This is a genomic window from Pirellulales bacterium (assembly GCA_019636345.1).
Taxonomy (GTDB): Bacteria; Planctomycetota; Planctomycetia; order Pirellulales; family Lacipirellulaceae.
Window position 1 is genome coordinate 347,099 of record JAHBXQ010000001.1, and the last position, 25,658, is coordinate 372,756.

At 63.5% G+C, this 25,658-nt stretch carries 21 protein-coding genes; 6 read left to right on the forward strand and 15 right to left on the reverse strand.

The window, feature by feature from the left end; translation table 11 throughout:
* Window positions 1-5: 5 nt before the first annotated feature.
* From KF688_01255 to KF688_01305, 11 genes are all read right to left on the reverse strand, one after another.
* Window positions 6-1,394 (reverse strand): efflux RND transporter periplasmic adaptor subunit, encoded by a 1,389-nt coding sequence (locus KF688_01255; protein ID MBX3424281.1) that lies wholly within the window; start codon window positions 1,392-1,394, stop codon window positions 6-8.
* Between the two features lie 744 nt (window positions 1,395-2,138).
* Window positions 2,139-3,551: a TolC family protein gene (locus tag KF688_01260; protein ID MBX3424282.1), complete on the reverse strand. Its 1,413-nt coding sequence runs from the start codon at window positions 3,549-3,551 to the stop codon at window positions 2,139-2,141.
* A 59-nt stretch (window positions 3,552-3,610) separates the two neighbouring features.
* Window positions 3,611-4,753, reverse strand: a complete 1,143-nt coding sequence (locus KF688_01265; protein MBX3424283.1) for an ABC transporter permease — start codon at window positions 4,751-4,753, stop codon at window positions 3,611-3,613.
* A 2-nt stretch (window positions 4,754-4,755) separates the two neighbouring features.
* The gene (locus KF688_01270) at window positions 4,756-5,466 is read right to left on the reverse strand and encodes an ABC transporter ATP-binding protein (protein MBX3424284.1); all 711 of its coding nucleotides are present in this window, start codon (window positions 5,464-5,466) and stop codon (window positions 4,756-4,758) included.
* Between the two features lie 19 nt (window positions 5,467-5,485).
* On the reverse strand, window positions 5,486-7,111 hold the full coding sequence (locus KF688_01275) for an efflux RND transporter periplasmic adaptor subunit (protein MBX3424285.1): 1,626 nt from the start codon (window positions 7,109-7,111) through the stop codon (window positions 5,486-5,488).
* Window positions 7,112-7,139: 28 nt separating this feature from the next.
* Window positions 7,140-8,309 carry an ABC transporter permease gene (locus KF688_01280; GenBank protein ID MBX3424286.1) on the reverse strand — a complete coding sequence of 390 codons (1,170 nt, stop codon included), beginning with the start codon at window positions 8,307-8,309 and terminating at the stop codon, window positions 7,140-7,142.
* Window positions 8,310-8,346: 37 nt separating this feature from the next.
* Entirely contained in the window at window positions 8,347-8,871 is a 525-nt protein-coding gene (locus tag KF688_01285) for an AbrB/MazE/SpoVT family DNA-binding domain-containing protein (protein MBX3424287.1), read from the reverse strand.
* Window positions 8,868-9,563, reverse strand: coding sequence for a cation transporter (locus KF688_01290; GenBank protein MBX3424288.1), 696 nt, complete (start codon window positions 9,561-9,563; stop codon window positions 8,868-8,870). Before KF688_01290 ends, KF688_01285 begins: the two co-directional genes overlap by 4 nt.
* A 170-nt stretch (window positions 9,564-9,733) precedes the next feature.
* The gene (locus tag KF688_01295; protein ID MBX3424289.1) at window positions 9,734-10,198 is read right to left on the reverse strand and encodes a hypothetical protein; all 465 of its coding nucleotides are present in this window, start codon (window positions 10,196-10,198) and stop codon (window positions 9,734-9,736) included.
* 396 nt (window positions 10,199-10,594) lie between these two features.
* On the reverse strand, window positions 10,595-11,806 hold the full coding sequence (locus tag KF688_01300; protein ID MBX3424290.1) for a site-specific integrase: 1,212 nt from the start codon (window positions 11,804-11,806) through the stop codon (window positions 10,595-10,597).
* Between the two features lie 313 nt (window positions 11,807-12,119).
* Window positions 12,120-13,376: a PEP-CTERM sorting domain-containing protein gene (locus KF688_01305; protein MBX3424291.1), complete on the reverse strand. Its 1,257-nt coding sequence runs from the start codon at window positions 13,374-13,376 to the stop codon at window positions 12,120-12,122.
* A gap of 538 nt (window positions 13,377-13,914) precedes the next feature.
* Between KF688_01305 and KF688_01310 the strand changes: the two genes are divergently transcribed.
* The 5 genes from KF688_01310 (at window position 13,915) to KF688_01330 (ending at window position 19,512) form a co-directional block, all read left to right on the forward strand.
* Complete coding sequence (locus tag KF688_01310; GenBank protein ID MBX3424292.1) at window positions 13,915-14,913, forward strand: 2-hydroxyacid dehydrogenase; 999 nt, start codon at window positions 13,915-13,917, stop codon at window positions 14,911-14,913.
* Between the two features lie 134 nt (window positions 14,914-15,047).
* Complete coding sequence (locus tag KF688_01315; GenBank protein ID MBX3424293.1) at window positions 15,048-15,500, forward strand: hypothetical protein; 453 nt, start codon at window positions 15,048-15,050, stop codon at window positions 15,498-15,500.
* A gap of 190 nt (window positions 15,501-15,690) precedes the next feature.
* A complete protein-coding gene (locus tag KF688_01320; GenBank protein ID MBX3424294.1) occupies window positions 15,691-17,772 on the forward strand; it encodes a VWA domain-containing protein in 2,082 nt (693 codons plus the stop codon).
* Window positions 17,773-17,878: 106 nt separating this feature from the next.
* A complete protein-coding gene (locus tag KF688_01325) occupies window positions 17,879-18,787 on the forward strand; it encodes a hypothetical protein (GenBank protein ID MBX3424295.1) in 909 nt (302 codons plus the stop codon).
* A 44-nt stretch (window positions 18,788-18,831) separates the two neighbouring features.
* On the forward strand, window positions 18,832-19,512 hold the full coding sequence (locus KF688_01330; protein ID MBX3424296.1) for a hypothetical protein: 681 nt from the start codon (window positions 18,832-18,834) through the stop codon (window positions 19,510-19,512).
* A gap of 63 nt (window positions 19,513-19,575) precedes the next feature.
* Here the strand turns inward: KF688_01330 and KF688_01335 are convergent, their stop codons facing one another.
* The 4 genes from KF688_01335 to rny all read right to left on the reverse strand — a co-directional run bounded on the left by KF688_01335 (window position 19,576) and on the right by rny (window position 23,537).
* The gene (locus tag KF688_01335) at window positions 19,576-20,247 is read right to left on the reverse strand and encodes a hypothetical protein (protein MBX3424297.1); all 672 of its coding nucleotides are present in this window, start codon (window positions 20,245-20,247) and stop codon (window positions 19,576-19,578) included.
* Between the two features lie 80 nt (window positions 20,248-20,327).
* A complete protein-coding gene (locus KF688_01340) occupies window positions 20,328-20,789 on the reverse strand; it encodes a DUF2752 domain-containing protein (GenBank protein MBX3424298.1) in 462 nt (153 codons plus the stop codon).
* 286 nt (window positions 20,790-21,075) lie between these two features.
* A complete protein-coding gene (locus tag KF688_01345; protein MBX3424299.1) occupies window positions 21,076-21,894 on the reverse strand; it encodes a YmdB family metallophosphoesterase in 819 nt (272 codons plus the stop codon).
* A gap of 47 nt (window positions 21,895-21,941) precedes the next feature.
* Window positions 21,942-23,537, reverse strand: coding sequence for a ribonuclease Y (gene rny, locus KF688_01350; protein MBX3424300.1), 1,596 nt, complete (start codon window positions 23,535-23,537; stop codon window positions 21,942-21,944).
* An 805-nt stretch (window positions 23,538-24,342) separates the two neighbouring features.
* Here rny and tilS point away from each other — a divergent pair.
* Window positions 24,343-25,500: a tRNA lysidine(34) synthetase TilS gene (tilS, locus tag KF688_01355; GenBank protein ID MBX3424301.1), complete on the forward strand. Its 1,158-nt coding sequence runs from the start codon at window positions 24,343-24,345 to the stop codon at window positions 25,498-25,500.
* Window positions 25,501-25,658: the final 158 nt, after the last annotated feature.

The window sequence follows — 25,658 nt, forward strand, 5'->3', positions numbered from 1 at the left end:
TCCGATCAATGATTGTGGCCGGCGTGGGGGTCGATGGCGCCGCCCGATTTGTTCTTTAGCGCGAGATGCATCTGGTACGCGCCGTCGCCCGCGATGATGTCGCCCTTGAAGACGGCTCCGTCGTTGGCGATTACCACAGCGTTCTGATCCCGGTAACGGATGTGGACCGGCACTCGATCAAAATGATCGCCGTTCTGCCGGTAGACGTAGGCTTCAGCGCCCTCATCGACGACAGCCGTGGTCGGCACGACGATCTGGCGTTCCCAGGTCTCGACAGGGATGCTGAGTTCCATCCTCTGCCCCGGCTTAAAAGCCCATTCGAGGAACTTCTTGCCACGCGGACCGGATTTCTCCAGTGCAATGCGGTTCGGCAAGCGGACATAGACTTTGAAAGCGCGGGACTCCGGGTCGATCTGGCCAGCGACGTAAAGAATCTCCAACCCTGTTGGTTGTCCGCCCGGCGACGACTGGCCGAGCTGCTTCGCCTCAACGGGAAGGCCCGCCTCAGCGGCGCGTCGGATGGAAGCTGCGTCATCCTCGAATGCCAAAGCTTCGATCAATAGTTCGCAGTGGTCGCTAAGCAGCGCCAGTTCGCGTCCGATCTCAACGTGTTCTCCAAGTGCAATCCCTAGGCTCTGCACTGTGAAAAGATGTGGCGCTTCGCACGCCTCTTCTGTCTCAGCATGCTCGGGCGCGCGTACCGTGATTTCACGGAACATCTTGCCGGACCGGCGAACCTCTTCGACCTGATCTTCGGTGAGGCCATGAAGAAGCATGGCTTGCCTGGAGGCATCTAGTGCAACTTTGATCCGGTCTTGCTCGTACTGTTGCTCAAGAATTCGCTTACCCGCCACTACGCCTGTTTCTAGCGCGTTCAGACGCGCAAGCTCACGCTCAACCACTCCCAATTGCGATAGGGTTTCTAGAAACTCACGCTGGGCCGCGACAAGTTCTTCGTGCGTGAGCCGCATCTCGAACAAGGGCTGTTCGGCTTCGACGGCCTCTCCCTGAGTAATAAAGACCTTTTCGACGACTCCTGTGAGCGGCGTGGTAATGTGGACCTGTGAGCGTCCCGGAACTTCAACCACGGCGGCGGGCACATTGAGTCGACGTGCATAGTCACTAGGGGCGATCGCGAATGGCTCAAAATCGATATTCTTGAGCCCACGTTCGCTCAGCGTGATCGACGACGCTTCACTGTGTCCAGGATGGTCGTGAGCGTGATCGTCGTGGGAGTCTTCTGCTGGCGAGCTTGTCGGGGCACCGTCCACCCGAGTCGCCGCTTGCAGCAGGGGCAGCCACGTGTCTCTCATGACGAAGGCCCCGCCTGCAATCAAGGCAGCGGCCGCAAATGCGGCTAGAAGCCATAACTTCTTCTTAGGATGTGTTGACATATTAGTACTCCGAGAAATGCCTGCACCCGCAGGCAGAAGCCGCCCAAGTAAAAGGGCGCGCCAATCGAGTCCGTTGTGAAGCGGACAGAACTTGTAGTCCGCGTTGCCAACAAGAAGCCGTCGTGAGAATCGGGTGGTTACCCGTTCGGCGGCAAGCTGGAGCGATTCAGATAAGAAGAACGCTCTTGGCGAGATGCGCGCGCACCGGTAGCGGTCGGCGTCCGCACGAGGAGAGTTGCCACTCAAGATGGCCGCGCAGAACCTCGGGAGGCGCAAGCGACTCAGGTAGTGCTGCCGACATGTCGAACTCGGACAAAGCTATCTCAGCAAGGTCGAAGCCTACACCAGGCGCAAGCCAGTTGCACTGCTCTTCTTCGCAGCTACGGGAAGGGAAGTCGGGTTCGAGTCCTCGCTGGTCTGCTTCGCTAGCGAACGAGACGTTCCCTTCGCTTGTCGAATGACCGGTAGCGCCGGCATGATTATGACCGCACGCAGACGAACGCTCATCAACGGATCTTTCATGACGACAGCCTGAAGCACACGACGTACTCTCGCCATGCGCATGGTGGGCGCAGCAACCCAACAGTGCGTGCGTCAAAACGGCGATGGCAAGAAGGAAACGGATTAGTTGCTCGCTGGATAGGCGTTGATCGATTTATTTAGTGATAGCCTTCGAACTCACAAGTGTATCCCACAGAACGACTTCGGGCAATCGCGGCTCGTTGCGGCAGCTACCTCGTGCCTTTACTGCGGTACATTTGCAAGACTCCCGTCGAGCAGTAGCCCGTCGATCAGGGCGTAGCTCTGCCAAAGCTCTCCGAGAGCGTCCAAGTAGGCCAGGTTCGTCTGCGAATAGGTCTGCTGGGCAGCGAGCAGATCGAGATACCCCACTTCTCCTTGCTCATAGCCTTTACGCACCAAGTCGAGGGTGCGCTGAGAACGCGGCAGGACATCCGCCGCGTAATTCGTCGCGGTGACTTGTGCATCCGAATAGCTTCGAAAAGCGTCGGCCAGTCTCTGGCCTAGGCTTTGCTCGATACGCTGAATATTCCGTTCCGCTTCCGTTATCTCAGCCTGGGCTTGCCGTATACCGCCCTGATTCCGGTTCCACAGCGGAATCGGCATGCCAACCTGCACGCCAGCAATCGTATACTCTGACGACGCATCATACTGCACACTCACCTGCGTACTTATGTCGGGCACGGCTTCGACGCTCGCGCGGTTGAGTGCGCGACGCGCGCGCTCCATGTCGGCTACCGCAGCGGCTATCTCTGGGCTTTCCGATTGGAGTCTGACCAGTTGATCTTGCCAGTCCAGTTGCTCGGGTAGGTTCGTTACGTCGCCTTCCAATGCTTGCTGGGGCAGTACTGGTCCGCTTACCACCGCGGAGAGACGTCGCCAAGCTTGTTCTTGAGCGTTTTTCGCCGTCCTTAGGAACACACGGGAATTCTCTTGACGGATTTCGGTCTGCAACAGACCCGCGACTGGGATCTCTTCCGCCTCGACAAGCGACTTGGAAGCTTCCGCTGCGTCGGATGTCACCTGGAGCAACTCTTCGGCAAGTTCCACGCGACGCTGTGCTAGGAGTGCCTGGTAGTAGGCTTTGCGAACGTCTGTCAGCACCCGTCGCTGGGTTGCGGCAAGCTGTTGTTCAGCCCGCGTGATCTCCGCCGCGACGACGGCCCGGTCACGCTGAAGTTTGCCTGCAGTGATAAATGTTTGCCCAACATATCCGCCTTGCTGGCCTGCGCGTCCATCGTTGCCGACTTCGCCAGCGGTGTAGCCGGCCGTCGGATTAGGCGGCAGCCCAGCCTGCACCCATTTCCCCCGCAGCGCTCGCACGCGAGCCGAAGACTGAGCAACGGCCGGGTTATTGGACATCGCCATTTGCTCCAGGGCTTGGAGCGTAAGCCCTTCACTCTGAGCTACCGGCGTAGGCGTCACGAGTTCCTCCGCCACTTGCGAAGGCCCTTCAACGCTCGGCGGCATAGCTAGCTCGACGGAATCGCCCTTATCCTGGTAGCTCGTCTGCACGACTTGCGGCGTTTCATTTGTGGTAACCGAAGCCGGCGAGCTTGATGTTACCTCGCGCGGACCTGATGCGCAGCCCGCAGCAACCAGCAGAGCGATTGGGATTGATATATGGCTTGCGGTCATCCTTGACCTCCTTACCTTATTCATCGGTGTTGCCAGCATTCTTTGACCACCGAGTCTTGTTATGCGTGCCGAAGGGCAGGGACGATTTCGGTTCGCGACGCATGCCAGCCCGGCGCCAGCCCCGCGAGAATCCCCACAGCCAGGGAAACCAGCAGCCCTTGGGTTGCTAGCACAGCCGACGGCTCAAACGCTATGGTGACGCCCTCGGCGGCGACCGACATGCCTGTGGATGAGAGGATTAAGATGCTGCCGACGACTCCCAGAATTCCGCCGAGCGTACTGAGGACCACACTCTCGATGAGCACCAGACGAAACACCCGCTGCGGACGCAGTCCCAACGTCTGCAGCACCGCGTGCTCCTTGATGCGGTCTTGGACCGACATGACGGTTGTCGTCGCTACCAGCGAGAGCACCAAACCGACGCAGGCGTAGCCCAGCCAGTGGACGAAGCCGATCAACTCCGCTAGGTCGCCGAGCGTGTCCGCCTGGAACATGCCCTTGGTCCTGGTTGTAGTCGCCACCGGCCCAGAGCGAAACTCCTGGTCGATCTGCTTGGCCAGATTGTCGGCGTCAACTCCATCGGCCACGTGGACTTCTAGCTGCGTGACGGTTCCCACGTCGTTGGCGCCTCTGGCTCGTTGCAGGAACTCCAGGTGCGTGTAGATCAGGTTGTTCTCGGCCGCAACGCTGGACCGAAAGACGCCTCTTACCACAACCGACACGTCTCCAATGGTAAACTTGTCGCCCTCGGCCAATCCACGGCGTGTCGCAACGTCCGCTCCCACTAGCGCCGCATCGTCCTGCTGAGCAAACGAGCCCATGCTCCCCGAGGTGAGTGACAAGTCTCGCGCCGTGGTGAGTTTTTCCGGCGGCATCCCTTGGAACACGATCGCATCCAGGCTCGCCCGGCAGTTGTTTGTAAACACTTTGATCGGCACCACGTCGCGGACCCCCGGCACCTTGGCGATTGTGCCGCCGTAGTCTTGCGGCAAGCGACTGCTCTGCGGACAGAAGCGATTTTCCTGGAAGACAATTAACGTGCGGTCAGCGCTGGCGTCGGAGGTAAGCGCTAGCAGTCCCTGTTGCACCGAGCCGATGAAGCAGAACACGAGCAGCGCAACGGCTGTACCGCTCACGGTCAGTAGCGTGCGCGCGCGATGCCGCCAGAGGCTTTTGAGTACGTAGGGAACGAATTTGAACATCTTTAGGCCGTCCTCAAGTGAGTGGAGGTCGTCTCTTTGCCGTTCTCCATGAGCCGCCCACGTTCCAAACGGATTTGCCGTTTGGCCCGCTTTCCGGCGTCGGCGTCGTGGGTCACCATCAGCAGCGTCATCCCCAACTCGTCGTTGACGCGACTAAGCAATTGTAGAATCTGCTCGGTTGTTTCGTCGTCCAGGCTTCCTGTCGGTTCGTCGGCGACTACGACGGTCGGGTTCGCCACGATGGCCCTGGCGATGCCGACCCGCTGTTCCTGTCCGCCCGACATCTGACGCGGGTAATGAGAAGCCCGCGAAGTGAGGTCGACGGCTTCCATGGCGATCTCAACTCGCTTCTGGCGTTCCGCCGCCGACATCGACAACAGCAGCAGCGGCAGTTCCACGTTTTCGTAGGCAGTGAGAACAGGAATGAGATTGTGCGTTTGGAAAACGTAGCCGATGTGCGCAGCCCGCCAATCGGCCAGCTTCCCACGCGACAGCTTCGTGATTTCCGTTCCGGCGACGTTGATCTCACCCGAGGTCGCCTGGTCGATGCCGGCGATAAGGTTCAGCAGCGTGCTCTTGCCGGAGCCGCTCGCGCCCATCAGCGAAACGTAGTCGCCTTCCTCGATCGACAGGCTGACTCCATCGAGCGGACGAATCGTCTCCTCACCGTTGGCGTATTCTTTTGTGACGTGCAGCACATCAACTAGGGACATGGCAGGGCTCCTTATTCAACTAGCTATTTGTTTCAGCGACCTGTGCGGTTCTTGCAGCGGAGCCGCTCGGCGGTGACCAATTGCCGGGTGCAGAACGATCTTCACCGGTCACGCGCACCCGCATGCCGTGGGACAGCAATTCTCGGCCGCCGACGATCAGTTTGTCTGTCGGGACGAGTCCGTTGATGATTTCTACCAATCCGTCCTCGGTGGCACCGCGCCCAACCTCGACCGACTTCTGCTCAGCTAGGCCCGTGGTCAGGTTGGCTACCCAGACGGTGGCGCTGCCTTTCGCGGCGCTAACGAGAGTTTGCGGAACGAACATCCTTAGCGGCGACTCGCCCGGCTCTTCCTCGACGACCGGTGATGGTGGGGCAAGGAACGTGACTTTGGCGAGCATTTCGGGCTTGATGACGGTGGGCGGATTCTGCACCGCGACTTTCACTTGCAGTGTGTTCTTCTGAATGTCTGCTTGGGTGGTGACCGAGATGACTTCTCCAGCGATGGCTTCGCGCAGGGCCGCGGTTTCTATCTGCGCCGGCTGGCCGATTTGCACCTGGGGCACATCTTCCAGCCGCACGTCGACCCGCACTTGCAGGCTCTGCGGATCATAGAGCCCGACGACGGCGCTTGAGCCTTGCTGCGACGATGCGCCCATTCCAGACAGCCACTGACCAGGGCGAGCCTCCAGGCTCAAGACACAGCCGTCAATGGGTGAGCGGACCGTCATACGTTCAAGCTGCAGCTGGGCTGTCTCTACCGCGAGGCGACTCTGTTCGACGCGAGAGCGGATGATCGTGAGCATTGCTTTCGCTTCGGCAACCCCTCGCTTCTCTTCGGTGAGAAGCGTGAGTTGATCGGCGAGCGCCGTTCGTTTTCGCTGGAGGGACTCCAGTTGAGATTCCAGCGTCGGACGCCTCGCAACGAGCGTTTCGACAGCATTGTTGGCGGTCGCCAGTTCGCCCCGGGCCTCGCGTAGGACGCGGCCGGTGATGGCGTCCCCCGCGAGTTCTTTACGGCGGACGTTCTCGGCGGCCAGAGACTGACGGGTCTTCGCGGCCTCGATTGCGTACGGCAGGTTATCGAGTTCTCGTCGCGTCTTGGCCAGTAGCGCGTCGGCGTCCGCCAGCGACGCCTGTAAGACGACCGGCCTCTCTAAGTTCGTCTGAGCCGCCACCAAGGTGGCCTCGGCGCGGTCCAGTTCTCCTTTCTGCATTTCGAGACGGGCCTGGGCATCCGCAAGAGCGATCTTCGCATCGGTGTCGATAAGCGTCGCCACCGGCTCACCTTGATCCACGTGCTGGCCTTCGATGACGAGCAATTCACGAATCACGCCTGGAGCCAGCGAAGAGGCGAGCACCGGCGTGGGACGCGGTTCGACCCAACCCGCCGCCTGGAACAGCGGCGTGCCCTCCTGCTTGATCTCCGCCCTGCTGACGACCACGGGCGTGATTGTAATCGGGTGGGCCGGCAGGAAACTCTCGCGCGCCGCCCAACCGAACAGCCCAACGAACCCTGCGAGGATCGCCAGCGGCAAGACATACCGCGTCAGCCACGAGCGATTCTGCCTCAGTTTCGCCGCTTTCGGCGCGCCGCGGTCGACAGCCAGTTGACTGAGGTCGAGTTTTGAAGATTCTTCTGACATATAAACGCTCCGGCTAGTTTCCCTGCCGCTAAATTGCCTTGATTGCTTCCACAACCGGGAGCCGCATTGCCTTCGCCGCCGGAGGAATCGCTCCCACGACGCCCAGGAGCGCCGCAACGGTGCAGGCCACCGAGATGCCGACGCTATCGACGCGCAGCATGAACGCGCCCATCGTGAACCGCACAGCGGCCCCATCGACCAACAGCAGCCCCAATACGCATGCTACTAGGGCGGCAGCACACGCGAGCAGCGTCGCTTCTTGAACGAGCGTGAGCAGGATCGCGCGCCGCCGAAAGCCCATCGCCTGCAGCGTCGCCAGTTCGCGTATGCGGCCCACCACTGCGCCGTACATAGTGTTCAGCCCGGCAAAGATACCGGAACCTGCCACCAGCGCGACTACAACCCAACCCAACATGCGAACCGGTTTGTAGTGCTTCTGCAGAGCGGCGTAGTAAGCACTTTCGGCCACCGCTTTCAGCTCCAAGTCGACGCGTTCTTTACAGAACATGTCGATATCGGCGACCTGTTGAGGTGACTCCATGGCGACCGCGACCAGGCTCAGGTCTTGGCGTTTGAGCGTCGTTTGCAAGTCCGCGAGCGGGGCCCACACCTCCGACTCAAACGCTGAGCCAGCGGCCGTGAACCTCCCGCTGACCTTCCACATCTTGCCGTCGAATGCGATCTCGCTGCCAACTGCCAGGTCCTCGTCTCGTGCTCCTAGCTTGGAATGTGCGAGGCGACCTACCAAGACTTCGCCTGCCTGCGGCCAACTGCCTTCCACAATCTGAACCCGGTCACGCACCAAGGGGGCGCTTGTCGTGACCCCTCTGACCAATCCCATCCCAGGTTCTTCAAGGCCTTCTGTCGTGATCCGCGTGCCCAAGTACAACTCCGGCGAGATGTACTCGACGCCGTGACCTTGACGAACGCCATCGACGCTCGCTGAAAGCAGTGAGGCCGTGCTGCCTGGAATCGACGAGTTCTCAATGTCCGCCGCAGACGACAGCGAATACACGAGCACCACGTTGGGATTGCCGGTTGCCGAGAGAGACTTCTCCAGACCGCGAATGAATCCCACGACTACTAGCACCAGCAGCACGACGATCGTCAGACCGCCGAACGTCAATGCGCTGCGGGAGGGGCGGCGGAACAGGTTCCGCACGCCATAGTCCCAGGGCAGGAGTTTTGATGCGAGCATGGTGAGAGTCTCCAATTGGCAGCCGACGCGGCTGCCTCTATTTGCGAATGAACACGCGGTTGGCGAGCATCGAAAAATTGCCGCTCTTGTCTTTCTTGGCGGTGCCTTCGACCACAACCATGTCGGACTCCTTCAGGCCGAGCAGCTTGCGTGAATCGACCGGCACCACCTGCCCGCCGGCGTCCACGACCTTCACCAGCGTCGTGCAAGCCAGACGTTCCGTGGCGCAGCAATCGCCCGTGCAGAGTTCGCCCTCAGCAGAGTCTTCCCCTTCGGCAACCACTGACATCGATGCGTCGAGCAGCATGAACGCCGCCCGGCCGTCGATCCACGGATTGGCTGAGCCGCCGACACGACCGACAAGCACCAAGGGCGCACCATCCTCGGCGGACTCGCGGGCAGCAATGACGCCCACTGCGCCGTCGGGTTCTGCGCTCAGCAGGAATTGCGTTCCATCAATGTCAGATTGCGCGGTCGACTCCTCAGCTGGCGTGCTGCCGCAACCGGAAAGGCCAACCAACGTAGAGGCTAATGCCAAGAGTGCTAGGTATGTCCAATTCATCTTTGGATTCCTCCATTTATGAGTTGTTGAGCTTGATGGTTTGACTTCGGCGCGGCTTCAGTGGCCCAGGAAATCGCCAAAGTTCCGTAGTTTCCACGAATCGCGACCGGACGTTCCTTGGCTGCGGAGACCGCATCGATTACGAGCCACGGAGAGACCGGCGTTTTCGGGTTCGTTTCGACTATCAAGGTCTCGCGCTCCATATCGACACTCACCTTAGTAACCCCTTTCAGGCCGTAGAGCTGAGCTGCGATCTTTTGAGCGCATCCCTTGCAATGCAGGTTATCAATGACGATATGCTGCGTGGCCCCCATCTGCTGAACAGCGCGCAGTTCCTGTTCGTTCTGCGGACGAACGATTTGATACGCGGCGGTTGACGTGCTCAACGAGGTGGGACCTCCGTCCCCTTGCTCGACGGCGTGCCAGATGCGCCCCAGCGTCGTTGCGCTTGGGACGGGCAGCGTGACGTTCACCGTGTGCGTCGAGAGGTCAACTCCTACTGATTTGACGCCCTTGAGCGTGTAGAGCTGGCCAGAAACCTTCTGGGCGCAGCCTTTGCAGCACATTTTTTCTGCGATGACCTGTACTTCGCTATCTCCCGGTGGGAGTGCGGCCGTTTGGGCGAAGCCGGTTGAAGATGCGGCGGCGATCGTGATGGCTGCTGCAATCAGGTAATTGGTATTTATGCGCATAGCTCCTCCATGGAATTGATGTGGATACTCCTGGCGGCCGCATGCCTACGCGCTGAGCGCAGGGGCAACCGAAGGTGGGAAGACGACAGATGCCTGACAGCGACAGGTCACCTAACAGCGACCGATCAGGCTTGCATAGCGCAGGCAGAGTGCCCCGCGCAGAAGAGAACTCAAATCAAGAAGCGGCAAAACTTCGCGCAGCGCCGAAGGGCCGATTCGTCATCCAGATTAGGAGGCGCGGACCAAGTTACGAACGCCGAATGATCGGACGCACCGCCGGGAACAAGGTCATTGCTAATAGCAAAGATGCCGACGAACGCCAATTCAAAGGGCTTGTCGAACGATCTCGGCAACTCGAATGGCTGCGGGACCTGATGGCACCAGCAGCTATCGGGGCAAGGGCATGAATCGTGGCGATGCTGGTGCTCTTGATCTTGCTGAGGTGCCGGCTCCTCGTCTGAATCACAAACATGCTTGTGACAGCAAGATTCAGGCTCGGCCGAGCTAGCAACCCCACCTGTGCCGCAAGCCCCAAGGGCGCAATAAAGCCCAGCATTCTGGGCCAGCGTCGACAATGATAGCAGGATCGCCGCGACGGCGATTTGCTGCTTCAGATTGTCGACACGTGGAAACATGGGTAAGCCCAAACGAACTTCTGACTACGACTACAGTGAGTAGTACTCGGCAACTTCGAGCTAATCAGTTTATCCGAAACGGCTTCTGGCCGCAAAGTCAACCCGGAACGCCTAAAATGGCGGTGCAATCATCCCCCCTTGAGTAGATGTAAGGACGTGGTTACGGCGTAAGGTCCAAGTCTGGGCCTCGCTGCAAAGCCCCGCGCAGGCGACCACAGTGGAGCTGACGCCTCTAGCAGTTTGCTGAGCCGCGAACTAAGCGAAGTTGCATCGACTTCGCGGACTTTGGCCTCGGGCGAACTCGCTGAGGTGGCTCCCACCGCCGCTTTCCGACCAGTAGAAGCGTCAAGTCTCTATCGAGGCGGTGACCAGGCAGCAATCGTTGTATAGGGAGGGTCAGCTCGCCAGGTTCTTCCTGACCCACTCGACTACAGGCTTGTCCTCGGGCGATACGGGCTTCATGTAGACGTCGGCCATCTGCGAACTCGCGGAGTGACCCAGCCAGCGTCGCATCGCTCCAATAGAGCAACCCGGACGCGACCCGAACTCGGTCGCTCCGAGGTGGCGCAAGACGTAGAATCCTCCCAGGCCATCTCCCGCGGCGCCAAGGTCATCACGCAGCCCGCCCCACCACTGCGCAACCGAGTCCGTATTGTCGTGGACAAGCGGCTGGAGCTTTCGCGTCAGGAACATCAACTCGCCCGATGACCGCTTTGCGGACTTGAGATAGGCGGCGATCGACTTCCACACGAGCGGCGGCGTCTCGCCATAGCGATCGACCCCGGTCTTGCCGCGACGTAGGTCGTAGCTCTTGCGGTCAATCTGGCCGACCCGTACTGCGGCAAGGTCTCTCTGACCGAATCCGCATCCGATGGCCATCCAGACCATTGCGGTCTCGCGAACACCGCAGGCCTTGAGAACCAGCTTGAGTTGCTTGAGCGACGGCAGCGTCCGCTTCACGGCTGGCTTGCCGTGCAAGCGGTCGCGCGAGTCCCAGTTCCACGTTAGCATCTGACTGCCGTGCTCCGGCCGCCCGGCTCGGTCGATTATCGTCTTCAAGAATCGCATCCGCTTGGAGACCTGAGAATGCGAGTAGCCTGATTCGACAAGCGACCGGTTGTACGCCTCGACGTCTAGCATCTGGAGGTCGGCCAACTCCATCCGCCCGACGGCGCCGTTACCGTACCGGGAATTCAGGTAAGCCAAGAACTCCTTGGAATAAAGCTGCCTTCGCTCGTAAAGGTTCTTCGTGATCGTGCCCGGCCGTCGTGGCTCACTCTCAGACCTCACGCGAGCCTCCTCGAAGTGCAGAAGGCTCGACGCAACGTGTAGCAAGCTACCCGTCCGCACATCAGATTGCACCAGCCGAGCTTTCTGAGCCGCCGGGTTCGGCCTTGGACGCGTCTTCTTCTCGGGAACCACTCCCTGGAGGAACGAAGCGACCCAGTCGTGGTACTGCTTCTCGGCCTCGCCCTTGCTGGCGGCATCGAAGCGATGCTTGCGGGGCGTCCCCGTGGCGGGGTCGCGGTACGATACGTGCCAACCGATTCCACGGGTCTCGGTATATTTGAGCTGCGGCACACGCCGCTTGCGGGTCTTGCCTTGCATGGTCTGGCCATCCCGACGGAGGAAGCTTCGGGGCGAGTCACTACCAGAAATGTAGTGCAAAACCGGCCAGAAATGTAGTGCAAGACCACTATTCTCCGTGAAAGAGATGCGTCAGCATGTGACTCATAATCCCTTGGTCGTAGGTTCGAATCCTACCCGGACTACTCGTCGAGATCGGCTGGAACTTGGCGCGGGCCGCGGACGCGTTTGGCCGCGCTGACGGCGCCGACGCAGCGTCACGCCCGATGAAAAGACGTTGCGGCGGGGCCCCGACATCGAGGCCCCGCCGCACCACGTGCAGTTCGTGATTGCGTCAGATCGAACGTCGTCTCCGCCGGGCGGCGATTCCTGCCAGCCCCAGGCCGGCCAGCCAGATTGTCGCCGGTTCGGGGATGTAGGGGTCGGGGACGTCGATCGGGTCCCCGGTGAGCGTGCCGACCGCTTCGATCGCGTCGATGTCCTCGAACTCCACGCCGAACCTCCCGCGAATGTCGAAGGCGGTGTCCCACAAGTGGCCGCCGTGCGACAGGAACGCGCCGACGATTCCGCCGGCCGCGTCGAAGTAGGCGTGGATGATCTCGCCGCCGTCGATGCCGACGGCGTCGATCGGGTCGATGCTGAACAGGATCTCGTCGCCGGGAGCGAACAGTCCATGGGCCGCGATCGGTCCCAAGTCTCGTGCCATCAGGGCATCGAGATCAATCAAGTCGCGAATCTCCCTCGGGAACGCGGCCCCCGGGCCCAGGAAAGCGTGTTCGACCGCCGCGACGACGTCCGCGTGCAGCACCCAGGGGGCGATGGCTTTGGCGGCGATGTCGTAGGCCCAGACGGAGACGCCCGAAGCAGAATCGTTGTCAAGCGAGAACCGATCGGAGTCGGCGACATGCAAGCCTCCGAGATAGCCCTCGACGACCACATTGCCGCCGGGCAGATGCGTGGGGGGCTCGGGCCCCCACACTTCCAGGCCATCGAGGTCGAACACGGGGTGATGATTGACGCCCGGCCCGGGGCCCGGGGGATGGGCGATGCCAAGCGTTTCGGCATCGGCCCAGATGCCGAAGGCGCCGGTTGGATCTTCCCACCAGACATGCACGCCGCCGACAACGCTCGTGTCGAGGGTCGACGAGAACAACAGCGACGCTTTGTTCTCAATCACTTCGCGAAACAAAAAGTCGCCCCGATTGGCGATTGCGTCGACTTGTCCCTGAGGAAAGTTGAACCCCGGCACGCCGAAATCGAACGCGTCGTTCGAACCGCTGTTGCCGCCCCCCACGCCGGCGCGGGGAATGCCGTCCCACGACACCACCTGCAGCGGGTCGGGGGCGCCGAACGCGTCGTGATCGTCGAAGCTGACGATCCGCGGATCGGTTCCCGGGATGCCGCGGTTGTGCGAATACTCTTTGCCGATCACGACATGCGCCGGCGTTGCGCCGGTTCCGCCGATGAAGATCCCTGCGGGGAAAGGGACCGTCGTGTAGTAATCGCCCGCCCAAGCCGGCATGGCGGCGCCGGCGACGCATACCGCCGCGAGCGCTTGGCGCCACCGTCCGGAAACAATGTACCGACTCATGAGACCCTCCCGTCGTCAGAGCAAGAGAAAACGATTCGCCCGGCAGGCGCACGGGCGCCGGCAAACCCCGGGCGGAGCGGCGCCATGTACGGGCCGTTCCGTCGGCGACATGCTGAACCAGACGCATTCCACGAGAGAAGCAAGCACGGGGGTTAAAATCCGTAGCATGTTCCCCGCAACCGTCAAGCTACCGGCCCCTGCCGCGCAGTCAAGCAAATTCGCAGTACGCGGATCGATTCTTCATCGACGAGCGCCAGCAGTCGGAGCGATCTCGCGACCCTGCGGCTGGTTGACCAATGGGAAACTACCAGCGTCCGCCGAACGAAAAGCAGACCTAAATCGTTTCCAATGAGCGGCTTGCGTCCAAGATGCCGTCGCGCGGGGCGGGCGATCCGTGCCGTCGAGACCGTCTCGAACGGGTTCCGTGGGGTTCCGTGCAACGGTCAGTTTCGGATACGCTCGCTCGGACGGAGCAGGACGGTCAAGTTTCTGCGGGCGACCTCGCTGTTTCCGCATTATTTGACAAGGAAACCCCTCGATGAACGTCGCCGTCTTCAGCACCAAACCGTACGATCGCCGCTTTTTCGACGCCGCCAACGGGCGGCATGGCCACGAACTGACTTATCTTGAAGCGAGGCTGAGTCCCGAGTCGGTCGCGTTGGCGGCGGGGTTCCCGGTTGTCTGCGCGTTCGTCAACGACCGGCTCGATGGTCAGACGCTCGCAGTCCTGGCCGCCCACGGCACGCAACTGGTCGCCTTGCGATGCGCGGGGTTCAACAACGTCGATCTGGCCGCCGCGAAGACGTACGGCATCGCCGTCGCCCGCGTGCCGGCCTATTCGCCCCATGCCGTGGCCGAGCACACGGTTGCGTTGTTGCTGACGCTCAACCGCCGCATCCACCGCGCGTTCAACCGGGTCCGCGAGGGGAACTTCGCGATCGACGGGCTCCTGGGATTCGATCTTCAGGGCAAGACGGTCGGAGTCTTGGGCACAGGACGCATCGGGGCCCTGGTCTGCCGGATCTTGCACGGGTTCGGGTGCCGCGTCCTGGCGTACGACGTGCATTCCAATCCCGAGTGTCTCGTCCTGGGCGTCGAGTACGTCGAGTTGCCTGAGTTGCTCGCCGCGGCGGACGTCGTCACGCTTCATTGTCCCCTGACGCCGCAGACGCACCACGTCATCGACGGCGCGGCGATCGCGCGGATGAAACCCGGCGTCACGATCGTCAACACCAGTCGCGGCCCGCTGGTCGACTCGCAGGCGGTCATCGCCGGGCTCAAGTCGGGCAAGATCGGCGCACTGGCCCTCGACGTTTACGAAGAGGAGGAGGACGTCTTCTTCGAGGATCTCTCGGACAAGGTCTTGCAAGACGACACCCTGGCGCGATTGCTCACGTTTTCCAACGTGCTGATCACTAGCCATCAGGCGTTTTTCACGCGCGAGGCGATGGAGAAGATCGCCGAGACGACCCTCGCCAACGTCAGCGGATTCGCCGCGGGACGGATCGAGCCGGCGAACTTGGTGCGGGCGCCGTGAGAAGGGCCGTGTACGCTGGCGGCTGACTGCGGTTAAGCTTTCAATGGGCGAGGCTTGGCGAGGCGAGTTCGACGGAGCCTCGCTCTCCATGTTTGGCGCCGAATCCGCCGCCCCGCGATGGAAAGACGCGTTCGATGCCGGTCTTCGATTACCGCTTTACCGTCAACGCCCCTTTGAAAGCGGTCGGCGAGTTTCATCGCGATACCAGTGCGCTGAAAACCCTCACTCCGCCGCCGACTCTCGTCCAATTGCACGACGTCGAACCGCTGGGCGAGGGGTCGACCTCGCGTTTCACGCTGTGGGTCGGACCGCTGCCGTTGCGGTGGACGGCAGTCCATCGCGGGGTCTCCGACCGCGGGTTCACCGACGTCCAGACCGAGGGCCCCGCCCTCAAGTGGGAGCACACCCACACGTTTACCCCGGTGTCGGACTCGGTGACCGAGATTCACGAGCACATCGTGTACGCGCACCGGTCGGGCTTCTGGGGATTCGTGACCCGGCTGCTGTTCGCGCGGCCGAACCTGAGGTTGATGTTCGCTTACCGCAAGCTGGCGACGCGGAGAAGTCTGCGGCGGCCCGGCGAATGATTCCCGAGTCCACCGGTTGCGACGGGTGGCTGGGGTCGAACGAAGTGAGCCCCCAGGCGATCTCCGAGGGGCTCCGCTGAACTGTGCCCCCAGGCGTCCTTCCAAGGGCGCAAACGGTATCACCACGATCCGCCGTGAAGCTTGGTTGCCGGATTCTCCGTCTCAAGCGAGAATGGCAGAGAGAGCCGCTTTGGCCACCTCCTCCGCCCTTCTTGCTGCCGCCGGGCTGGATATGGCGACCGTCACCGAACCGTTCATCGCCGACGATCGCGCCGTTGCCGGGCCGGCGTTCGGCAGTCTCCCGGTTGCCGACCCCCCCCTAGACGGTCCGTCTCCTGCGCTCGTCGATTCCGAGTCGGTCGCCTGGGTGGCCAGCTTAGTCGTGCATGTCGTGCTGATGGTCGCACTGGCTGCGGCGTCCCTCGCACTGCCGGCGCGCGAGGCCGACCTGGGGCTCGCTTTCGAACCGCTCGATCTGCCCGAGGAGGTCGAGATTGCCGAGGAGTTCGCCTCGGCTGACGACGAATACGACGCGCTCGGGGCGCTGAGCGCCGGCGGAATGGACTCGGCGCTTGCCTCGGCCCCGCAGTTGTCGCTCGAGTCGCTGGTGTCGATCGACGAGCCGCTGACGCCGGTCGTCGCCGAAGCGGCGCCGCTCGATTTGATGCGCAACGCCCTTGAAGCGCCGGAGAAGTTCGACGCCCCGCTCGCCCAGGGGGTCGGCAGCGTCGGCGCCACAGGGGCCGAGGGCGCCATCGACCGGATCACCCACGAGATCCTCGCTTCGCTGCAGCAGCGCCCCACGCTGGTCGTCTGGATGTTCGACCAATCGGGCAGCATGCGCACTGAGCGCGAGGCGGTGCTGAAACGATTTCGACGCATCTACGACGAACTGGGTGTGATCGAGGCGGCCGAGAATCCCGCGTTCCGACGACACAAAGACAAGCCGCTGCTGACGGCGGTCGTCGGCTTCGATGCCGAACCCCGCGCCCTTACCCCGGAGCCCACCGACGACTTCGCCGCGATCGAGCTCGCGATCAAGTCGATGCGCGACGCCGACACGCAGGTCGAGAACGTGTTCACCGCCGTCGCCATGGCCGCGGAGAAGTACCGCCGATACCGTTCGGCGAGTCAGGGAGGCCGCAACGTGATGATCGTCGTGTTCACCGACGAATCGGGGGACGACGCCGCGGCGCTCGACGAGGCGGTCGATCTGTGCCGCAAGAGCGCGATCCCCGTCTACGTCGTGGGCCGACCGGCGCCGTTCGGGCGACAGTTCGCCCGCGTCAAATGGGTCGATCCCGACCCGCGGTACGACCAGCGACCGCAGTGGCCCCCGGTGCGGCTGGGACCCGAGTCGCTCCTGCCCGAGCGGCTCAAGCTGTCGTTCGCCGACGGCCGCGACCGGGGCGAGATCGAGGAACTGCTCGATTCGGGGTTTGGTCCCTACGCCCTCACGCGGCTCTGCTTCGAGACCGGCGGCATCTACTTCACCGTCCACCCTAACCGCACGCTGGGACGTTCGATAGGCCCGGGCGAGATCGACACGTTGGCGGTTCACTTTGCGAGGTTCTTCGATCCCGACGTCATGGTCCGCTATCAGCCCGAGTACGTCTCGGTCGCGCAGTACGAACGGCTGATCGGATCGAATCGCGCCCGGCGAGCGCTCGTCGAGGCGGCCGCGCTCACTTGGACCGCGACGATGGAGAACGTCCGTCTGCGCTTTCCCAAACGGGACGAAGCGGAGCTCGCCCAAGCGTTGACGACCGCTCAACGCACCGCAGCCGTGTTGCAGCCGAAGATTGACCGCGTCGTGCAGATCCTCGCGACCGGAGCCGAGGATCGCGACCGGCTTGCCGAGCCGCGGTGGCAGGCCGGGTACGACTTGGCGATGGGGCGGGCCCTGGCGGTCCAGGTTCGCACGGCCGGCTACAACGCCATGCTCGCTCAGGCGAAGCAGGGGATGCCCTTCAAGAGCGAGCGGAACAACACCTGGATCCTGCGCCCGGGGTCGGACTTTCCCAACAGCGCGCTGGAGAAGACGGCGCAGCGGTCGCGCGAGTATCTCGACCGGGTCGTCGCCGAGCACCCGGGGACTCCGTGGCACTACCTCGCCCAGCGCGAACTGGCCGTGCCGCTGGGCTGGCAATGGACCGAAGGCTACACCCCCCTGCCCCGACAGAACCCGCCGAACAACAATCGCCCCCCCCGCCCGCAGCAGGACCGGCCGATCCCCGAAGGCCCGCCCCGCCGCGACCCGCCGCCGTTGTGATGACGAAGTTTTCGCGCCATGGGGACCGAGGGACAATTGCCCCGGTTTTCGCCGCCAGCGATGATAGGAGCGTGAGCGTCGCTCGATCGCACCCCGAGACGGTGATATGTGGCTGAAACTGAGAACGTGGCTTGCCGAAGTCGACGGCTTGTTGCGGGGCGAATCGACGGCGCCTGAGCTTCTCGCGAAAACCGGCGACGTTTCCGTCAGTGTTCGCCGCACGCTGGGCGCCATCATTCTCTTGTGCATGATCTACGGACTATGCATGGGGAGCTACTCGCTGCTGAAAGCGACGCCCCCCGAATTGGCCGGCGGGGCGGACCGGTGTTGGCAGCTTGTGGCGTCCATGGTGAAGACGCCGCTGGTGTTTTTGCTGACTCTCCTGGTGACGTTCCCTTCGCTGTACGTGCTCAACGCATTGATCGGATCAAGGCTGCGCGCCGACGGCTTGTGCCGATTGCTGACGGCGGCTGTCGCAGTGAATGCTGCGGTGCTCGCCTCCTTGGGCCCGATCGTCGCCTTTTTCTCGGTCAGCACGAACAGTCACCCGTTCGTCGTGGTGATGAACGTCGCGATGTTCTCGATCGCGGGGTTCCTGGGACTCGCGTTCCTGTTGCAGACATTGCATCGACTCACGGTCCTGGTCGAGTCGCGAGTCGCCCGGGACCTCCCGGCGAAGCGAGTCGAGGCAAGTCAATCGCACTTTGGCCCTGAGACGGCAGGCCAATCTCCCGACGATTCGCCGAGCGACGCTGCAAGCGCGGCGCTGCTCGAAAAGAAGTCCCTTGATTCCAGCCCGCTGGAGATGCCGGCGGGTCAATCGCTTGCGCAGCGTACGCGATTGATCTTCCGCTGCTGGGTCGTCCTGTTTGCGCTGGTGGGCGCCCAAATGGGGTGGGTCATGCGGCCGTTCATCGGCTCGCCTGACTTGCCGTTCACCTGGTTCCGCGAGCGGCAGTCGAACTTCTTTACGGCCGTTCTCCACGCCCTCGGCAAGCTGCTTTTCGGCGAATGACGCTTTCCGACGCATCGACGCGAACTCAAGGACCCTGGCGGACGATGGTTTCGCTCCTGGGCACTGCCGACGACGTGCTTCGACGAGCGGAGTGGACGACCCGTTCCGAGCGGATGGGTCCGGCCGTCGCCCGGCTCGCGGTTTGCTTGCTGGTCTTTTCCCTGTGGTACGGGGCGGCCATGGGGACGTTCCGCGGACTGACTGGCCAAGACCAGTGGCTCTTGCAGACGTTCTATTCCGCAGTGAAGGTCCCCCTACTGTTGTCGGGGGCGTTTCTCATCGGGCTCCCCAGCTTTTTTGTGTTGTGCACCTTGTGGGGCTTGCGACGCGACTTTGGCGAAGCGCTGCGTGCCCTGATCGCCGCTCAGGCCGGACTGGCGATCGTGCTCGCGTCGCTCAGCCCGTTGACGATGACCTGGTACGCTTCGTCCGCACGCTACGATCAGGCGCTCGCGTTCAACGGCGCCATGTTCGCCGTCGCCAGTCTCGCTGCGCAATTCTTGCTGCGGGCGTTCTTTCGGCCCCTCGTGCGGCGCGATCCGCGCCACCGCAAATTGCTCGTCGCGTGGGCGGCGATCTACGTACTCGTGGCGATCCAACTCGCTTGGCTGTTGCGCCCCTTCCTGGGTGCGCCGGACAGGGAAGTTCAGTTCTTCCGGCCCGAGGCGTGGGACAACGCCTACGTCAAGATCGTCCAGATTGCCTGGAGGGCGTTGGGGTTCTGATCCCGATCGGTCGCTTCTTGCCCCCGGTCATTGCCCGGGGGCTCACGGGGAGCCCGTCGCACGCTACTGATTCGCCACCGCGTCCAGCGCGAACTCGCTGTTCGGGTTGTGTTTGTAGAAGTGCTCGGCGATCTTCGTCGAGATGACCTCGACGAACTGTCGCTGAAACGCGTGCACCGGCTTGTCGGCCGCGGGGATGCCGCTGTTGCGGGGGAAGAGGACCTGACCGAGTTGCCGATCCCACATCAGCTTGCCGCGCTCGTTCATGTCGTACACCGACACCGTAACGTCCGCATTGCCTTGGTACAACGTCTTCCCTTTGTACAGCTCGAAGTCGTCGAGCTCGATGTACACGACGCGGGTCGCCTTGACGCTGCGGCCTAGGTCCTTGAAGTTCTCCCAATCCTGCTCGTCGATCCAGTTGTCGACCTCGCGCTGGCTCACCACGTCGATCTTCTTGACGTTCTGTTCGAGCAAATTGGCGACTCGTTCGCCGACGGCCCGGGCGGCGCCGGCGTGGCGATACTCTTGCGACGACGGAGGCCGGCAGACGACCACCACGCGCTGATTCTCAAGATCGCTGCACTCCGCGGGAACGACGTTGCCCCCCTGGAACAGGTAGACCCCCGTGGCGATGATCGAGCCGATGCATCCGGTTCCCGTCGCCAGCAGGATCGCGGCAGCGAGCAAGGCCGCGCGATGAACAGTCGGGGCGTGGGCGAATGTGCGATCCATGCGTCGATCCTTGCGGGCGCGGCCCGCGACGGAGGAGGTGTTTCGGTTCGAGCGAGCGGTCAACTCGCGGCAGTCGGTCGTCAACCCACGGCCAGGCGTCGCACCCAGTCCAGGGCGGCGACCCCCAGCAGGACAGTTCCGGCATACACGACGCCGTCCCATCGCGGACGGCGCCACGGCCACGCGCCGCGGGCCGCGGCCCACGCGAGCCACGGCGCACCGAGGAGCGCCGCCACGGCGAGCCCGGCGCCGGCCAGATTCGCCGCCGCCGCTCGCGCGACGTCGCTGCGCACCAGGCAGGCCCAGGCCGTAGTCATGCCGCACGACGGACAGGCGAACCCCGTCCAATCGCGAAATGAACACGGCCCCCACCCGAATTGCTCGTGCGTTCCGTAACCGCGGGGGTCGGGCGTCGCCGTCGCGGCGGCAGCCACGAGCGCGGCCAGGACGGCCGCCCCCAGGGCGGCCAGCCAACGGTCGCGCCGCGACATCGATTGCGACGAAGCTCGAATCTCGGCGATCTCGGTTTGCTCGGGCGTCACGGAGGGACTACCTAGCCGCGCGGAGAGTAGGAAACGGTCGCCCAAACTGCAAGGCGAATCAAACGAGCGGTGGCGCCGAGTGGCTCGCCCTCCTCGGCGGCGCTCTCACGACGACAACCGCCTTCCTTCCGAGAACCGCAAACAGCATGCATTCCTGCTTGCTGCGAGTTCGGGGCTGTCTGGAATCAACAATTCGACCTGACCGCTTCTTGGCTGCAATCGGGGGCTGCAAGTCCGTCTAATCGCGAACTTCAAGCATGCAGTCGTGTGCCGACGTTGTCCCGGTTTACCGCTTGCTAGCAAGCGCTGCGAGCGCCGGCACGTCCGCTTCGTACACGCACAACCGGGCGATCGCCACGGCTCGGCCCGTGTCATCGTCGGCCTCGATCACCGCGCCGTTGATGCGCACGTCGCCGCTGGCGACTTCGAATTGCGTCGGGTTAGCCGTCAACTTGGTCTCCATCACGCGGTCGATCCGCCGCCCGAGGATGCTGTCGTGCGGGCCGGTCATTCCCACGTCGCACTGAAACGCCGTTCCGCCGGGCAGGATCTGCTCGTCCGCCGTGGCGACGTGCGTGTGGGTCCCCAGTACGGCCGTCGCCCGGCCGTCGAAGTATCGGCCCAAGAGTTGCGCCTCGCTGGTCGCTTCGACGTGGATGTCGACCATCCGCACCGTCACGTCCCCCGGCATCGCAGCGAGGGCCCGATCCGCGGCTCGCCAGGGATTGTCGACGGGGTTCATGAACAACTGCCCCAGCACGCAGCAGAACCCCACCTGCCCCCCGTTGCGAGCCGGGACCGTCGCCCAAGTGCGGCCCACGGCCTCTTCGGGCAGATTGGCGGGGCGCACGATGTTCGCTTCGCGCTCGAGCACGGATTGGATCTCTCGCCGCCGGTAGACATGGTCCCCCAGCGTGATCCCGTCGACCCCGGCTGCGATCAGGTCCTTGTAGATCTGCGGCGTGAGTCCCGACCCCCCGGCCGCGTTCTCGGCGTTGACGATCACCGCGTCGAGTCGCTCGCGCACGATCAGCCCCGGGAGGGCGTCGCAAATAATATCGCGCCCGGGCCGTCCGACGACGTCGCCAATGAACAATACCCGCACGGCTGTCTCTTCAACGCTGAGTGAGACTCTGCATTCGCCAATAATCGCTATCGCGCCAGTTCCGTCACGCGCGTCTCGCGGATGAGCGTCACCTTGATCTCGCCGGGATACGTGAGCTGTTGCTCGAACGAGTTGGCGATGTCGCGGCAGATCTTCGCGGCGGATTCGTCGGTCGTGTCGTCGGCGCTGACGATCACCCGCACCTCGCGCCCGGCCTGGATTGCGAACGCCTGCTGCACCCCAGAGAAGCTCGTGGCGATCGTTTCCAGTTCTTCCATCCGCTTGATATACCGATCGAGCGACTCCCGCCGAGCGCCGGGACGCGACGCGCTGCACGCGTCGGCCGCCGCCACCAGCACCGTGTAGGGCATGTCGGGTCGGATGTCGTCGTGGTGCCCCAGGGCCGCGTGGACGACTTCGGGCCCTTCGCCGAACCGCTTGAGCAAATCGGCGCCGATCTTCGGGTGCCCCCCCTCCTGGTCGTGGTCGGCCGCTTTGCCGATGTCGTGCAGCAGCCCGGCCCGCCGCGCCAGGTCTCCGTCCATCCCCAGTTCCTCGGCCAGCATGCCCGCGATGAAGCAGACCTCGATCGAGTGCCGCAGCACGTTCTGGCTGTAGCTGGTGCGATAACGGAGCCGCCCCAGCAACTCGACGACTTTCTTGTGGAGCCCGAACACGTCGGCCTCCTGCATCGCCTCCTCGCCGTGCTTCATGATGGCGGCCTCGACCTCCTTCTCGGTCTCGGCGACAAGCTCCTCGATTCGGGTCGGGTGGATCCGCCCGTCGGCGATCAGCTTCGACAGGGCGATTCGGGCGATCTCCCGCCGCACGGGGTCGAACGCGCTGACGATGACCACCCCGGGAGTGTCGTCGATGATGACGTCCACGCCGGTCGCTTTTTCGATCGCCCGGATGTTCCGCCCTTCGCGGCCGATGATGCGACCCTTCATCTCGTCGTTGGGGATGTCGACCGTGCTGGTCGTCGATTCGGCCGTATGAGCCGCGGCGAACCGCTGGATCGCGGTGATCAGCATTTCCCGGCTTTGTTCCTGCACCTTTTGCTCCGCCTCGCGCTGATAGCGAAGCACAAGCGCGCCCTGTTCCTTGACGAGCTCCTTCTCCAATCGGCTGAGCAGCCTCGCCTCGGCGTCGGCGGGGCTCAGGCCGCTCAGTTGGTGCATCGTCTGGCGTTCGAGATCCAGCAGGTCGTCCAGTTCCTTCTGCCGCCGGCCCGCGTCCTCCAGCTTTTCGGCGAGGCGGCGCTGGTTCCCCTCGACCATTTTCTCCTGCTTGGCGAGCTGCTCGGCTCGGACGGTTTGTGCGTCTTCGAGCTTGTCGAGCTGCCGTTCCCGCTCGTGGAGTTGACGTCGGATTTCCTCGTTTTCCTTTTCAAGCTTGGCCTTTTCTTGGAGGGCCATCTCGCGGGCTTCGATCTGGGCCTCCTTGCGGCGCGCAGCGGCCTCAGTCTCGGCCCGTTGCAGGATCAGCGCCGCCTCCTTGTCGGCGTCGCGGCGACGGAGGTAGTCGAGCCCCTTGACGGCGCCCATGCCCAGCAGAGCCGCCGCAAGCACCGCGGCGGTGGTCTGCCCGTCGGTCAGGGCCAAGAGCCCAGGAAGAAGCGTTCCAAGTCCAGCGACAATCATGGCCTATGTTCCAGCAGGTGAACCGCAGGGAATCTCGCGGATCCGCGGCGTCCAAGACCGAGCGAGCGGAAACCGGCGCGATTGCCAGCCGGTCGACGAGAAGGGATCGCGAGACGGCGCACCAGCGCCGGCGACCCGACAAGACGAAGCGGAGATTCAGGTTAACGCCCGCGGCGCTCCGACCGACCGCCGTGAGACAGCGGCCCCCCGGCGACCGTCGCTGCGGCCAGTCGGCCGCGCCCTCGACGATCGCAAGGATGGAGAGGCGGACCGCGCAGCTCGGGAACGGCCGCAAAGGCCCCCCGCACCGGCGCGGCGATCATCGCAGCCGCGACCCCGAGCGAAGCGACGGTTGGTCGGCGCACGTTTCCCCCGACGGCAAGCCAAAGCCCTGCCGCGGACGCAAGCATCGCCAAAAGGACCAGCACCAACGCCATCATCTCGAAACCTCGGCCGCGTCGCAGGAACCTGACGCTTGCCCTGGTTGACTTCTCGAACGAACGACTCAAAACAATCGCAACGGCCCGATCTCGCCGCGGGGTCGCGGACGTTCGGACGCGTAGTGGATACGCATGCTCATAGCGGCGCAAGCGGCGGGGCCCGCGGAGGGCCTCAGAACCTCTCGCTGCCGGCTCGCAAATGCTCGGCAGGGCGGCCTTTGCGTCGAATCTGTACAATATCAAATCTCCCCCCGGCTGCAAATGGCGGAGAACGCGACTTGGCCATTCAAGGGGAGTTCGTTGCTCCCGCGAGAGAGTGACGCGCCGGTCCGCCGGAACCGCGCACTCCCCCCCTGGCGACCGACTTGCCTCCGCTCTGCACCGACCCCAGCGTCCATGAACTCCACGCCGGCCCGATGGATGACTTGAGCCGCATCGCGACTCGCTCGTGGCCCGCCGCGGCCTGGCGCGACGTGCATGTCGTCGTCGCCGTTTCCGGCGGGGTCGACAGCCTGGCTCTCGCCGCGGGGCTGATTGCCGCCAAGCGCACGGCTGGCGGGGCGGGTCGACTCTGGCTAGGGCACGTCAACCACCAGCTTCGCGACGCCGAATCCGACCGGCAGGAACAGTGGGTCGCCGCACTCGCGGGGCGGCTTCAGACGCCGCTCGCGGTCGAGCGGCGCCCCGTGAGCCAGCGCGCCCGACGCGATGGTGATGGCGTCGAGGCCGCGGCGCGGGCCGAGCGGTACGCCGCGCTTGCCGAGATGGCCGAGGCCCGGGGTGCGCGGTACGTGGCCGTCGGCCATACCCGCGACGATCAAGTTGAAACCGTGTTGATGCGGCTGCAACGGGGCGCGGGCTTGCGCGGTTTGGGGGGGATGCAGCGATGTCGGCCCCTGAGCCCTAGCGTGTCGCTCGTTCGCCCGCTGCTCGCTGCAACGCGGCAGGAATTGCTTGCCGCGCTCGAAGCGGCGGGACTCGAGTGGTTCCACGATTCCTCGAACGACGACCCGCTGTACGCCCGCAACCGGGTGCGGCACGAATTGCTGCCGGCGCTTCGTTCCGTCGCGGGGCCGGACCTCGACGCGGCGATTCTCGAACTGGCCGACGACGCCCGCGAGGCGTGCTCCCTGGTCGAATCGCAGGCGCAGGTCGTGCTTGCAGAATGCCGCTGCAGCCAGGACGCCGTGAGGACGCGGGAGGAGGCGGCGCGGCCCAGCCCGTGCGCCGCTGGCGCCGCAGAGCCTCGCATTCCCCGATTAACCCGCCACGACGATCGTGAGCGTCGTCTGATCCGCTTGGATCGCGAACGGCTCGCTGCGGAGTCGCCTTGGATGCGCGCAGAGGTCTTGCGAGCCGCTTGGCGCGAGGTCGCTCTGCCCGAGCAAGCGATGACCCGCCGGCATTGGCAGCAGCTTGCCCAGCTTGCCGAGTCGAAGTCGGGCGCGACCCTCAACCTCCCTGGCAACCTGCGGGCGATCGTCGCGGGCGACGTGCTGGCGATCAACGCGCAGGGCCGCTAGCTGCCGGGTCTGCCTTGACCGCCCCTTGCCGGCGTATCTACCATCCCCCGCCCGGTTTGCGCTCACGGTGCGCGCCGGCGGCGGTTGTACGCCTCCGATTCCCTCGCGTCTATCCCAGGTCCGAATCATCCTCGCGCGGCTGATCGACTCCTGCTGGT